Below are 14715 nucleotides of genomic sequence, written 5' to 3'. Positions count from 1 at the left end.
ACTTATGCAAATGAAAATCTTGTTGTTTAGCCTAAACTTATTCATTCTTCAACAAACAGACGCTCAACAAACGAAACCCAAAATAACGGACCTCGCAGTGCTTATCCCCTGATTTCATGTAAAGACAATAAAGCTGTTTTTGAAGCACCTGATAAAAAAGTTCGCCTGTCTTATATAAGACGTGATGAAGCACATATGGATATTGAGCTGGATGAAATGAATAAAGAAGGTAAGTGGGAGAAGATAGTGTTTAATTATGAGGCGAGATAAGCTTCACGAGTACGATTTACCTGGTCTTCAGTCAAAGTAAAAATTAAAAAGTCAAAAGTCAAAAATGCTGTTTCCCGGCAACAGTCCATGTTGCCTGGAAACAGCATTTGTATCACTATTCAACAACTTCTAGAAACTCATTTCATCTGCACTTGGCCCGTAGCTTCCGGGAATCGGAACATCCAGCAAACGGAGAAATACGCCCATTTGTGCGCGATGATGGACAATCTGGTTTAAAGTCATTCTTATTACTTCAGCTTTTGGAGAAGTCGAATAAACCTGATCTCCGTTACGTAGTGTCCAGCTTTCCGCAAGCTGTTCTTCTTTCGCCTTTTCCAAATGAGATCTACCATCCTGATATGACTCTTCAAAATACGCCATCAACTCCTTTGTATTGTCGATAGGTTTTGGATTGTAGGGGCTAGTTGCAAAGTCAAGCTCACTTGTATTCAACGTCATGGTTATCCATGTTGGCAACTCGGCCAGGTGCGTGCTAAGTTGTCTTATGCTCATACTCTTAGGATGAGGTTTCCAATCATATTTGTCATCCGGAATTCTTGACAGCATTTTACGTGTAGTTTCTGACTCGTTTTTTAACTCTTTTAAGAAGATTTGAATAGTAGACATATCGTTTGATTTTGTTGTTACCTCAAAGAAACCACCGCCTTGTGACAACATTATGGCAGGAAGTTTTTTTTATTTAAAAAAATCTCTTCTGAATACAAATGATAATTTGAAAAGTTCGCGTTCTATAATCAACAAGCGGAAAATATAGTGACATAAACAAAAAAGAAGCCCTAAAGCTTCTTTTATAATAATTAAATGAGTACATAAAATATGCCTGCATTGGCATCTTACTTAATTCATCCTATTTGACAACAATTACTTTTTTCATATCCTCGAAACCGCTGTCTGACATAACTTTCAATATGTACATGCCGGTTGAAGGCAAACTGATCATCTGATCCAGGTAATCTATTTTGTTCCATTGGTTTTGATATACAACATTGCCGGACATAGATACGATGAGCATTTTTATTTTACTCTTTTGAGGCAGCGTAAAGGCAACCCGGAATCTTCCGTTATTGGGATTGGAATACAATTTAATAAACCCTGTATCTTTTTTTGCTGCTGGCACTGAGGTTCCTGGCGATGTGCTAACAGGCTTTGTTGGCTCCAGTGGTTTTGAAGGATTTAACGTCAATACGGGTTCCGTTGGCAATGTTGGATTTGACGACTGACCAGGAGATGCTGAACCTATGGGCGCCGTTGGCAATACCGACACTGTAGACGAAGTTGAATCTACCGGTGGTAACGGTTCCGGCGGAGCCTGAGCAATTACTGAATCAACAGGAGAAACGGGCGACGGTTGCAATGTTGACGAAGATGAGTCGACAGGCGGAGCTTGCTCTACTTGTTTTGTAGTATCAGTTATATATACGTTAGGAACATAGTCAACAACCTTGCCCGGTGCGGCCCATTCTTCAGCGTTATATTTTAAATTCTTTACAATGCCCTGTTGTGCCAATGCTCCGAAACCACTACTGTTCAGCACGTACACTGGAAGTCTGGCACTTTTATTTCCATTAAGAATACTTATGTTTTCAGCCATTAACTTCCGGGGAGGTAAATTAAGCCCCCTGTCACTTCTATTGTCGACAAAAAAAGCGCATGCACCTGCTGACGTAGCTACATGATCAAGCGTCACATTTTTTATTACAAATTCACCTTTTCCTAAAATTGTCAATCCACCTGTAGCATCTTTACAATTAATATTTTCAAATGAACCGGTAACTGCATCCTGAAGTGCCACGCAACTTTTCTGTCCTGTTTGATTGGCAGTGCCGGTGTTAACAGTAGTAACTCCGTTTACCTTGCAATTCTGTGCATTTGTGATCTGGAGGCCATCCCAGCCTGTGTTTTCAACTGACACATTAGAAACTGTCAGCCCCATAATTGGCGATGGAATTTGATTGTACAACGGAGCAGAAAATGTGTGACCAAGGTAAAACCCTTCATTATTGCAATTCTTTACGCTGCAATTATTGATCACCAGGTTATTTATTGTTACCGGGTAATACGTTGAAGGATCATTGTCTTTCGGGTCATTCTTGATAGAAATACCAATAGTAGCGTCCGTAACCTGGATGTTGTCAAGCGTTATATCAGAGCAATACTGCGCTTTAAACCCCATTGTTAACCGCCCTGCATTTATGTTGAGGTTTTGAAACTTTACAAACTTTGCAGACGCGATCACTACTCCGCCGTTAATTGTAACTCCTTCGGCGGCTGTAACAACTACATATTTGTCCGGTGATCCTTTTACATTGTAAAGATTGAGGCCACTAATAGAGTGTCCGATAAAAAAAGTGTCTCCGGGAGTGTAATTGTAAACGTCGGGATTCGTTATATAAACCTTTCCGACAGTTGTAGGGGTAGTTAAGGAAATTGTTTTTGCATAGCAACACACCATTGCATGAAGCAACAGTATGACGCCAATGAATGGTTTCGTCATTTTGGCTGGATATTAGATTTTAAAAGTAACCGTAACAAAAATTAGGATTTTTTACAACCTGGAATATCCATTCATCGATTTACAGTAGATTTTTAATGAACCTTGATGGGATTTTAAGCTGGAGTAAGTCATGCTTGTATTGATCTATGACAACTACAATAGATTATGGAGGACAAATTATTGTTCATTTAGGGCTAAATGTCCGTTTTTATTTCTGACTTTCCTCTGTAAAACAAAAAATACAGTTACACAGAGGCACACGAAGAAAACACTGAGCGTCACAGAGCAAATACGCAGATCTTCCAAAACGAATTGACAGGATACTCCTTTGGAGAGGTATTAAATTTAAACCAAACTACCTGCCAACAGCATAAATGCGCGGACCGTTATATAAACCACACACCATTTTCTCTCAGCTGAAGACTGACTACAGACCCTTTAACTAAAGGCTCTGAATGCTTGATTACAATATTATTCTCCGGCAACATGACAGTTATTTCGTAATCGTGTCCAAAGAAAGAACTATTTTTTACGACACCTCTTATTGAGTGACTGGCTGATGTGTCCTCCGTGACAATTAAGTTTTCCGGTCTTATGAACATTTTTTTACCGGCGGGCTGTTCTATGGATAGCGCTGCAAAAGCGCTTGTTTTATCCGGTGCAATGAGGTTATACTTTCCAAACAATCCTCCTACATACTCATTTATGGGATGTTGATATACTTCCTGTGGCGAACCTTGCTGCACAATTTTACCTTCTTTTAAAACAATAATTTCATCAGCCCAGGATAATGTATCGAGCGGATCGTGAGATACGAGTATGCACGTAATCTTTAAATGCTCGCCGATATCATGAATTACAGATTTAAGTGTGCTTTTATGAATCATATCCAGGTTACTGAACGGCTCATCCAGCAACAATAGTTTTGGAGAAGTGATCAGTAAACGGGCCAGGGCTATACGCTGCTTTTCACCGCCGGATAGCTGATCCGTCCTGCGTTTCATCAGATGATTGATATGGCATATTTTGAATAGGGCCTGCGCTTCTTCCTCGGGTAATTCATTCACATATTCAAGCACCTGCGCGACAGTCAAAAAGTTAGGCAATTCAAATTGTTGAGATAAATACACGATGCCCTTATGGCCGGGAATTAGTTTTTCCGCCGGACCTTCAATACGAACATCTTCAAAAAAAACATTTCCGGAATCCGGCTGCGTCAATCCGGCAATAATTTTAAGCAGGGAACTTTTCCCAGATCCTGTCTCCCCAGCCACCGCAATCTTATGAAAAGCGGGTTGCGTAAAGCTTACGTTCGATAAGGCTTGTTCATCTCTTTCTGTCCGTGATATATTGGCGACTTGTAGAAAATTCATTCGTCAAAAATAAGGATTAGCGAGGAGGTGTGGGGTGTGAGGTATCAGGTTTCAGGTATCAGGAGTGAGGTATAAGGCATGAAGTTTGAGGAATAAGGTGTGCCAGGCGGCTAACAGCTTTTGCAAGGGGCAAGAATAGCTCATATTATCAGCAGGACCGATAAAAACTGATTACCATACAAGTATGATATCTACAACCAATATCGCTGGACACCTCAACTCTATAAAAATTTACAATTAGATAAATATCAAACCGCGCCTCGTCGACTTCACATCTCAATTGCACACACTCCTCACACCTCATACCTTAAACCTCACGCCTGATACCTGATACCTGAAACCTGATACCTCACAGCTCACAGCCATTCCCTATTTTCGCACCATGAATTACAAACAACCAGAGATCAGAACCGTACAGGTAACACGTTATGTTACGCCGTTGCGGGAAGGAGGTTCGTTGCCGGCTATTGCCGAGGCGGATGATGGCTTTATGTATGTATTAAAATTCAGGGGTGCCGGGCAGGGAACAAAAGCCCTCGTTGCAGAACTTATAGGGGGAGAAGTTGCGCGGATACTCGGAATAAAAGTTCCGGAACTGGTCTTTGCGTTACTTGACGAATCTTTCGGCCGGACCGAGCCTGATGAGGAAATCCAGGATTTGTTAAAGGCCAGCACAGGGCTGAATCTTGCACTGCATTATCTTTCTGGTGCTATTACCTACGATCCCGCAGTAACAAAAATTGATGAGGAGCTGGCGTCTAAAATTGTCTGGATGGATTGCCTGCTCACCAATGTTGACCGCACCGCACGCAATACCAATATGCTGATGTGGCACAGGGAACTTTGGTTAATAGATCATGGTGCATCTTTATATTTTCACCACTCATGGCACAACTGGCAACAACAGGCAGAACGCCCTTTTGTGCAGATTAAGGATCATGTGTTATTACCACAAGCCTCGAAGCTTGAATCAATAGATGCGGAAATGCGTGGCAGGCTAACACCGGAACGTATTGAACACATTGTATCATTGATTCCGGATGAATGGTTGGTAAATGGAGCAGCAGATGAAACGCCGGCAGAAATGAGGCAGGTTTATGCGCAATTCATCAACACCAGGATAAACAATTCTCACATCTTTGTAAATGAGGCCCAACATGCAAGAAAAACACTTATTTGAGTACGCTGTAATACGCTATGTGCCATTGGTTGAGCGGGAGGAATTTCTCAACGTGGGTGTTATTCTTTTTTGCAAAAGACTCCAATTTCTGCAGGCGAGGTTTAACATAGACGAGCAAAAGATAAAAGCTTTTAATGGAGATGCAGACATTGCACAATTAAAAGAATACCTTAATGCATTCTTATTAATCGCAGAAGGAAATAAAAACGGCGGACCTATCAGCAAACTGGATCCACCTTCCCGTTTCAGGTGGCTTACTGCAACGCGCAGCACAATTGTACAAACATCAAAAACACATCCCGGACTTTGCGGCGATATGGAACATGCCTTGGATAAACTATTTACACAACTGGTTTTGTAGTCAGCCGCGGGATTTTGATAATAATTGTATGAGCCGATTAGCAATACTAATCGGCTCATTTTTTGTTATATTTGAGCCGAATAAGTTAAATAATCGGCTCATGAAATATAATTGGCAACTTCCCAATTGGCCTGATTTTAATTTTAATCTTACAGAAATTGAAGATGATCTTTTCGCATTTGCCGGGGAAACCGGGCTTGTTTCGGGCTTACTACAGGCTATCCCCATAGACTTACAAATAGCGACAATCATAAATATCATGGTTACTGAAGCCATTAAAACATCAGAGATCGAAGGAGAGAATCTTAGCAGACAGGATGTGGTTTCATCAATAAAAAACAGACTTGGCATTCACAAAGCATCTCACATCATCAAAGATGTTAAAGCAAAAGGCGCCGGCGAACTCATGGTAAACATAAGAGAAACGTATGCCGAAACTTTATCAGGGGAAAAACTATTTGAGTGGCACACGTTGTTAATGAAAGGCAGCCCTGGCATTACGTCCGGAGCCTGGCGCAAAGGCAGATCCGCCATGCAGGTTATTTCGGGACCAATAGGAAAAGAAACGATCCATTTTGAAGCACCGCCTTCTACCGCAGTTGCTTCTGAGATGAAACAATTTATCCAGTGGTTTAACGAAACTGCTCCCGGAAGTATAAAAGAAATAAAAAAGGCGCCTGTTCGATCAGCCATTGCTCACTTATACTTTGAATCCATCCATCCATTTGAAGATGGAAATGGAAGAATAGGTCGTGCAATAACAGAAAAAGCGCTATCCCAAACTATTGGCCGGCCGGTAGTATTAAGCCTTTCGCGAACAATTGAGGCCGACAAAAAATGCTATTATAATGCTTTGAAAGAAGCCCAAAAAAGTACGGATATCACTAATTGGATAAAATATTTCACTAAAACTTTACTGAGCGCTCAAAGAGAAACTAAGCAATTAATTGAGTTCACTCTTACAAAATCAAGATTTTTCGACAGACATAAGGAGGTATTGAATGAACGCCAGCTCAAAGTGATCAATAAAATGCTTGATGCAGGCCCTGAAGGTTTTAAGGGAGGAATGACTGCAAAAAAATATATGTCGATCACAAAATCGTCCAAAGCTACAGCCACAAGAGACTTGCAATTGCTTCTTGAAACCAAGGCATTGCGTGTTGAAGGTGGCGGCCGAAGCACAAATTATTCGTTGAACATATGATTTTGCTATACGTCATAATTTGTCCTACACCTTGAAAGTGCAGGACAAATTACGCGTTACAGTCAGCCCTTAATTGGCTGTTTAAAACTGTCCTGCACTTTTAAGTGTAGGACAGTTTTAAACGGCTGCAACCAGCTCTTAATTCATCCACACAACCTTTTGCTCCGGCACGTTATCCTGACCAATGATATCTTTATACAGATCCGGCCTTCTGGCCTTAATATAGCGGTGTCCACCGGCCCGAGTCAATTTATCAGGAGTTAGTGTGGCAATCACAAACTCATCATTAAAACTTCTGCATTCAGCAATAATGTCTCCATAAGGATCCAGGATCATCGAGCACCCGTTTTTCAGCTGATCATCATCCATCCCGATTGGATTAGAAAAGATTGCGTAAATCGCGTTATCATAAGCTCTTGCCGGCAGCCATTTCATCAGCCAGCTTCTTCCTTTTAATCCGTCAAATTCCTGTCTGAGAGAGGTAGGATCATTTTCCCTGTTATACCATAACTGCGGATCAACAAAGCCTGCACCTGGTCTTGTAGAAGGCGTGCACATGGTTACATGCGGCATAAAAATAATATCTGCTCCGAGCAGCTTTGTCGCACGCACATTTTCGATGATGTTGTTATCATAACAAATCAGGATACCACACTTCCAACCAAGCAAATCAAAAACTACATACTGATCCCCGGGAGTAAGGTGCGGATTTATAAAAGGATGCAACTTGCGATATTTTGCAACCAGGCCATTTTTATCAACACATACATACGCCTTATACAATTTATCTGCATCATCTTTTTCGAACAAACCGGCCAGGACAACAATATTGTTCGCAGATGCGATCTCCGTTAGTTTTCTCACTGTGTTACCACCGGGAATGAATTCTGCAAGATCAAGCATTTGATCTTTCGAAAGATTGCGTGCAAAAGTATAGCCCGTTACAGAGCATTCATGAAAAGCAATAACGTCAGCACCGGCACTGGAAGCCTGTGCGGCTAATTTTTCAATTACAGAGAGATTATAGGATTTGTCACCACTTCTATTTTCAAACTGCGCAGTAGCGATTTTTACAGGCTGCATATCGATATTCGTTTTTCCAAATATACAACTACACAAGCTCATCAAACTTAACCCTGGCCGGTATAATGTAACTGTATCAACTTTGAAATAGATTCGCGGGAAGCCAATGCGTCCGGCTCCATGTTTTCAACCCGCTCTACCTGTTCGGCCAATGCATTGTCATTCACTTTATCACTCATCCACTTTGAATAATCATGATTCCGCAAATGGAACAACCAGGTGTCATCATCCACACCTTCTGCCAACTGCATAAAAGTCTGAAGATTGTTGGCTTTAAGCTTGAGTTTATTTTCAGGACCGGTAAAATAAAAACTATTTTCCGCCATATCCCCGGTGGCGTACTTCCTCTTATGTCTTTGCAAAACCTGTTGAGGAGCCTTTGTCCTGACGAGAAAAGGCACTTCCCCTGATTCCCTTTGCCATACGAGCACTTCCCCTTTTTGCAACTTCGCATTATTAACTATAGGTTTCTCAACGCCAATTATTTCAGCATAAGTATCGATTGTCTGCTCCGGATCTTCACCTACTGCAATAACAGTATTTGTCCTTTCCAATAATGGTTTATGAAGTAATTCAGGTTTTGTAGTAATGGCCATAAAATTGGAAAAAACGGACAAGGAAGAAAATGTATCCACATCTGCGGCTACCGGCGCAAGATGATGCGCTTCATCTAATATTAACCAATGTGGGCGACCTTTATCTTGCCTTAGTTTAAGTATCTCAGCCAGGAGTTGCTGTAAAAAAACCGGCTTTTCGTTCATTGAAAGCGCCAGCGTACACGCTACCACGCTTTGTTGTGGCTGTTCAAGCAATTGCATCAAAGGCTCAATAGCCGGCGGTTGCGTAGCATCACCGACTGCAACAGCGCCTTTCATCTCCAGGTAATCTCCTTCCGGATCTATCAGGCAATATTGGTATCCTGATGCAGTTAATGATTCCATAAACGCTGCGGTCAAAGTTGTTTTTCCTCCCCCGCTGCTACCCGCAACTACAATTCCGGTACCGTAGGGACTTACCATAAAAGGCGCATTGTCAAAGCGGCTACCTATTTCAAGATAATGCCTTTGCATTTTTTCATCCAGTGATGCCAGATCATCGTTCCGTATCTGTTCAATTAATTCTTTAACGCCATAACCATGATCAGCAACCGTTACCAGGTCACTCATATCTTTCAACGCAGGCAACGCGTTCGATACGCTGACTGCACATTCCGCCGCCTGCAACATTGCGCTGTCATTTTCAGCGTCCCCTACAGCTACAACATTGTGAAAAGAAAATTTTAAAGCAATAAGCGCTGCTTTAAGTCCTTTTGCCTTATTAATACCGGGAGGCAAAATCATTACTGCGCCTTTATTAAAAATAATCTGACGTTCAATGCCAAACTGCTTAATGACTTCCAGCACAGTATTTTGATGCGGCTCCCAGGTAGCAACAATTACCCTGCCTGCTGAAACCGGATGCACACCACGCCTTTTAAGTTCTTCTACAAACTCTTTCGGCGGAGCATCTCCCAGCAGGGTCTCCTCCAGTGTTGCAGGATTATAAACGAGTGCGCCATTTTCGGCCACTATCCTGTCAAAAATATTGTGATCGGAGAAAATGTCTTTTAGCTCATCCAGCTCACGGCCGGTGACTAAAATGATGGTCCTGCCGCTTGCCTTTAATGTTTTGAGTGACTCTACAATTTCTTTAGGAACAGTGCTATTGTGAGCAATGGTACCATCATAATCGGTTGCGAGTACAAAATATCTCATATAATCAATAAAGCATCAATTATACCAGTTTTCAAATGCGTAGTTTATTTAATAATTAAAGATTCGACCGGAAGCACCCCAAATAAAAAAAGCCGGACCAATACAGTTCCGGCATACATTATCTAAAACCAGGCTTTATTTATTTTTCTGTGCCCAGTCACGAAGCATTACAATAGCTGTAGACAACACCCCTGCACTTCCCTTAAAATCACCACTACCGCTTGGCTCTCCATGCACACCATACCACTCATAAAACTTACTGTGTTTGAGCACGATACTGAGCATTGGCTGAATTTCATCATATGCTTCCTGCGGAAAACCGTTGGCAACTAATTGTTGTATCATTCTTCCGCCAAACCAATGCCAGTCGCCGCCATTTTGATAAACATACAGTTTGGATGCATTGGAGTTTTTGTAGATCCCTTCAGGATAAGGCGGATAAATAGTCAGCCCGATGGAAGGCGCACCAGACAACGCTACATTTTTTAACATCTGTTTGTTTACCAACGCGATTTCTTCTTTTGACAGAAGGCCAGCTTCAATAGCCACTGCTGTTCCGCCGTGATAATGCATTTTGTTCTCGTCAAAATCAGCAGGAAAGGGAGAACCATTAACATACAGGTGCGGAATAAATTTGTGATTCTTTTCATCCCACAAATATTTGCGAATGTTAGTGGAAGTTAACTGCTTCAGATTCATCCATTTTTGCTTGCCGGCAGTTAGTTTTGTAAAGCCAATCATATCATTTAGCGCAATTACAAACATTGCATTATCATACACGTCAATTGCCCAGTGCGTATTTTCGTCTACATCCACAACAGCACCTCCTTCAATTTGCACGTCACCCCAATCCTGTGTGGTTGCCCCGGTTAACAATTGATATTTTTCAGAATACCTGTTCTTTAATAAATAATCAATAGAAAAAGCCATCCTTTCCAACACAGTTTTTCCACCGATCTTTTCGTTTAAAATTGAAGCATCTCCCGTTACACGTATGTATTTGGCAATAGCCTGTATCAACGATGTTTCCTGATCCGTCTCAACCGTATTTTTAAATCCTACGTGCCCGGGGTCGAGATCACTTGTGTATATATTGGGATCATTCCACGTAACATGTCCTTTCAACACATACCCATCAACAATTTCTCCGTTCGGTTGCTGCAAACGATAAAACGTCAGCAAATTTTTGCGAATAGTATCGGTATTGTACACTTTACATGATGTTTCAATAAACGTATTCATGTCCCGGATCCAAACCTGCGGATATCCGTCGCCCGCATTAAACCCTTTAGCCAATAGCTTTTCAGCCATTGCATAAACGGTATCCATTTTCTTATCAGATAATATTTTTTTGGCAAGCTCTTTCTTGTTTTGAGCAACAAGAGATGCAGAGAAAGCAAACATCAAAATAGATAATAGAATAAACTTTGTTCGCATGTTCAGACATATTAAAATTACACGAATGTACCGAAATTCTTATTATGAAAGCTGTGTCATTTTCGTAACAAGGCCTGACTGTCCGAAGCCTGCGCCTCCCTGCGAAGCTGCTGTCCTATTTTAGCCTTTGAAAGCCATTTTTCATTAGCACTCTTGCATTTATAAGGCACATTATTTATTTTGTTCCAACCTCCACAATATCTGCATCCGGTTTTCTGTCATTTTTTTATAACTCTAAATTCATTTGTATGAAAACATTCCGCACTGCAGTGTTATCAATTGTACCGTTATGCAATGCCCTTTTTGCTTTTTCCCAGGCAAACACATCCTTATCAAACCTTATTTCTCCGACTTCGGTAAACCAATCCCTTACACCTTCGCTGGATAACGCTAAAGATATTGGCAGCAACACAAAAGGATGGCGGACAATTTACCTGGACAGCCAAATCTATTTCAAAAATACACTTACAATCCATGCAAGAGGCACAGGTAATTTTTTTATGGGCAATAATGCAGGGAATACATCGCTCACAGGCACAAACAATGCCGCAATCGGCCAACAGGGCCTGCATGCGCTGACTACAGGTTCTTATAACGCCAGTGCAGGAACATATGCGTTAACCAGTAATACTTCGGGCATTGCCAATACGGGCATCGGATACAGATCGCTTAACAATAATAAAACGGGAAATAACAATGTAGCTGTAGGCACGCAATCAGCGTATTCAAATACCACCGGTTATTCAAATATTGCAATTGGCATAAATGCTCTTTTTAAAAATACCTCGGGCAGAAATCTCGTTGCAATAGGCGATTCAGCATTGTTTAACCAGAACGGCAGCACAGGTAACAATACAGCCGTTGGATCGAAATCTTTATTCAGTAGCACCACTGGTAATAATAATACCGCATCCGGTTACAGAGCTATGTTCAGCACAAGCACCGGCAGCAATAATGCAGCCCTGGGATCGGCAGCTCTGTATGCTAACACAACGGGATCGTACAACGTTGCGATTGGCTCCAGCACAATGCTGGCAAACATTACAGGATCATTTAATATTGCCGTGGGAAGTCTTTCACTTTATAACAACACAAACGGGCATGATAATACTGCGGTTGGGCACAACGTATTGTTATCTAACACTTCAGGATTTTCAAATACAGCAATTGGTGCAGGCGCCTTAACAAACGCTACAACAAGCAACTACAATGTTGCAGTGGGCGCACAGGCTATGTACAAGAACACCACCGGGCAGTTTAACACTGCCATGGGCACCTCCTCCCTTTATTCAAATACAACCGGCTTCGGCAATGTCGCACTAGGAATGGCCGCGTTGAATTTAAATACAACCGGAACTCATTTGGTTGCAGTAGGAGACTCCGCACTGTTTAACCAGTCTGCTGGCTTAGGGGGCAATGTTGCGGTAGGCCATAAATCCTTGTTTTCAAATACTACGGGGAACGACAATACGGCAACAGGATCATACACTTTATATACTAATGTAGCAGGGAACGAGAATGTTGCTTATGGCAGCCACGCACTATATACAAACAATTCTGGCAGCAATAATGTAGGTATCGGTGGAGTTGTTTTGTATTCCAATACTTCCGGCTCTAACAACACTGCAACAGGCATTGCTGCTTTATCAAGAAACACATCAGGCAGTTCCAATACATCTTACGGCTATCAGTCAGCGTTTTCAAACACTACAGGATATTCTAATGTATCAATTGGTACGAATGCACTATTTAAAAATGTGGACGGTCACAACCTTGTAGCGATTGGCGATTCTGCCTTATATAGTCAAAGTACAGGGGGCGGCGAGTTCAATACGGCCATCGGTTCAAAAGCTTTATTTTCTAATACCACCGGTTATTTAAATACAGCTTTGGGATATATGGCAATGTACAACAATATTACAGAAAGCGGGAACACTGCTGTAGGCAGCTATTCATTGTATAGCAATATTTCAGGCGATGCAAATACTGCTCTTGGATATGAGAGTTTACGACTCAATGTAAACGGCAATACTAATACAGCCTTGGGAGGAGCTTCACTTTTTCACAACTTATCCGGATCTAACAATACCGGAACCGGCGACTACTCCCTTTATCAAAACACATCCGGAAATGATAACGTAGCCTCTGGTGTTAATTCTCTTTTAAATAATCAATCAGGTAACTATAATACCGCCAGCGGATTTGCTGCACTGTATAACAACAAAAATGGAAATTCAAATGTAGCCATAGGTATTCTGAGCCTCTATAAAAACAATGGAGTCAGCAACCTGGTAGCAATAGGCGATTCTGCTTTGTATAATTTAACTGGCGGAGGACATAGCACTGCACTTGGCTCAAAAGCAGGCATCAACAATAGTACTGGTCCCAACAATACCTATATAGGCTACCACGCCGGCAACACTGTAACCATTGGCAGCTCAAATACTTTTATCGGGTATGGTGCGGATGACGGCAAAAATAATTTATCCAATTCCACAGCACTTGGCAACCTGGCTATAGCCACCGCCAGCAACCAGGTGATGCTGGGGAATACATCTGTTACTGCCGTTAAAGCAGCAGGCAGTTTTGTTATTTATTCTGATGGCCGTTATAAAAAGGATTTGAAAGAAAATGTGCCGGGACTTGAATTTATACTGAAGCTTCGTCCGGTCACCTATTACTATAACATTCACGGCATGAATGATGCGATGGGAACTACACAAAGAAGAACGGAAGATCAATCAGCTGACGGGGATGGATTTGTGCAGGCCAAAACTGTAGAGGATAAATCTATAGCTGCAAAAGAAAAAAAACTATATACAGGCTTTGTTGCACAGGAAGTGGAAACCGCTGCAAAAAAGATCAGCTATGATTTCAGTGGCTTATACAAACCACAAAACGACAACGATCTATACGGACTAAGTTATGCGGATTTTGTGGTACCATTGGTAAAGGCTGTACAAGAACTAAACAAAGAAAATGAGGATCTGAAGCAGGAAAATCTCTCTCTCAAACAAGAGAATGATGCTATTCAATCGAGACTTGACAGAATTGAGGCAATGTTAAAAATGCCTTCATCTACCAGTGTAAACGTTAGCAGCGCATCTCTTGATCAAAATGTTCCTAATCCATTTAACAACTCAACTACCATTGGCTATACACTTCCAACAGCCTTCACAAAGGCGCAGATAGTTATTACAGAACAGGGTGGAAAAGTATTGCAGACCATAAATGTAAGCGGAAGCGGAAAGGGGTCCTTGAATGTAAATACAAGAACACTCGCGTCTGGCACTTATTATTATTCATTATATGTTGATGGCAAATTAATAGCAACCAAAAACATGCTTATAGCCAGATAATACTTTATAAAACGACAACATAAAAGCCTCGGACTAAAAAGCTTGCCTGCCCTTTGCTTGCGCCGCGGGGTACTGGGTAGTGAAGAATCGGGCGCAATGCAGGCACAGGCTGGTTGGCATAAATCAGGTATCAGAACAGGCAATATTGCAATATGGGGACCTGGCGTAATTAATTTTTT

At 41.6% G+C, this 14715-nt stretch carries 11 protein-coding genes; 5 read left to right on the top strand and 6 right to left on the bottom strand.

Translation table 11 applies throughout. The annotated features are described in order from the left end of the window. Nucleotides 1-39 precede the first annotated feature (39 nt). Nucleotides 40-270: a DUF6265 family protein gene (locus tag QTN47_RS28010; RefSeq protein WP_500683527.1), complete on the top strand. Its 231-nt coding sequence runs from the start codon at nt 40-42 to the stop codon at nt 268-270. Between the two features lie 129 nt (nt 271-399). Here QTN47_RS28010 and QTN47_RS01550 read toward each other — a convergent pair whose 3' ends face one another. From QTN47_RS01550 to QTN47_RS01540, 3 genes are all read right to left on the bottom strand, one after another. Next, complete coding sequence (locus QTN47_RS01550; protein WP_369327545.1) at nt 400-897, bottom strand: DinB family protein; 498 nt, start codon at nt 895-897, stop codon at nt 400-402. A 241-nt stretch (nt 898-1138) separates the two neighbouring features. Further along, entirely contained in the window at nt 1139-2785 is a 1647-nt protein-coding gene (locus tag QTN47_RS01545) for a T9SS type A sorting domain-containing protein (protein WP_369327544.1), read from the bottom strand. A 386-nt stretch (nt 2786-3171) separates the two neighbouring features. Further along, a complete protein-coding gene (locus QTN47_RS01540; RefSeq protein WP_369327543.1) occupies nt 3172-4158 on the bottom strand; it encodes an ABC transporter ATP-binding protein in 987 nt (328 codons plus the stop codon). Nucleotides 4159-4540: 382 nt separating this feature from the next. On the opposite strand from QTN47_RS01540, the gene QTN47_RS01535 reads away from it, so the two are divergent. The 3 genes from QTN47_RS01535 to QTN47_RS01525 all read left to right on the top strand — a co-directional run bounded on the left by QTN47_RS01535 (nt 4541) and on the right by QTN47_RS01525 (nt 6903). Continuing rightward, on the top strand, nt 4541-5338 hold the full coding sequence (locus tag QTN47_RS01535) for a HipA family kinase (RefSeq protein WP_369327542.1): 798 nt from the start codon (nt 4541-4543) through the stop codon (nt 5336-5338). Continuing rightward, nucleotides 5316-5699 (top strand): DUF3037 domain-containing protein, encoded by a 384-nt coding sequence (locus QTN47_RS01530; RefSeq protein WP_369327541.1) that lies wholly within the window; start codon nt 5316-5318, stop codon nt 5697-5699. Before QTN47_RS01535 ends, QTN47_RS01530 begins: the two co-directional genes overlap by 23 nt. Nucleotides 5700-5799: 100 nt before the next feature. Continuing rightward, nucleotides 5800-6903 (top strand): Fic family protein, encoded by a 1104-nt coding sequence (locus tag QTN47_RS01525; protein ID WP_369327540.1) that lies wholly within the window; start codon nt 5800-5802, stop codon nt 6901-6903. A 138-nt stretch (nt 6904-7041) separates the two neighbouring features. Here the strand turns inward: QTN47_RS01525 and QTN47_RS01520 are convergent, their stop codons facing one another. The 3 genes from QTN47_RS01520 to QTN47_RS01510 form a co-directional block, all read right to left on the bottom strand. Beyond that, a complete protein-coding gene (locus QTN47_RS01520; protein ID WP_369327539.1) occupies nt 7042-7986 on the bottom strand; it encodes a nitrilase family protein in 945 nt (314 codons plus the stop codon). 47 nt (nt 7987-8033) lie between these two features. After that, nucleotides 8034-9740 carry an HAD-IIB family hydrolase gene (locus tag QTN47_RS01515; RefSeq protein WP_369327538.1) on the bottom strand — a complete coding sequence of 569 codons (1707 nt, stop codon included), beginning with the start codon at nt 9738-9740 and terminating at the stop codon, nt 8034-8036. A gap of 135 nt (nt 9741-9875) precedes the next feature. After that, a complete protein-coding gene (locus QTN47_RS01510; RefSeq protein ID WP_369327537.1) occupies nt 9876-11177 on the bottom strand; it encodes an amylo-alpha-1,6-glucosidase in 1302 nt (433 codons plus the stop codon). A gap of 248 nt (nt 11178-11425) precedes the next feature. Between QTN47_RS01510 and QTN47_RS01505 the strand changes: the two genes are divergently transcribed. Further along, complete coding sequence (locus tag QTN47_RS01505; RefSeq protein WP_369327536.1) at nt 11426-14536, top strand: T9SS type A sorting domain-containing protein; 3111 nt, start codon at nt 11426-11428, stop codon at nt 14534-14536. Nucleotides 14537-14715 lie beyond the last annotated feature (179 nt).

The organism is Danxiaibacter flavus (genome assembly GCF_041060425.1).
Classification (GTDB): domain Bacteria; phylum Bacteroidota; class Bacteroidia; order Chitinophagales; family Chitinophagaceae; genus Danxiaibacter; species Danxiaibacter flavus.
This window is presented reverse-complemented; position numbering and strand designations above follow the sequence as displayed.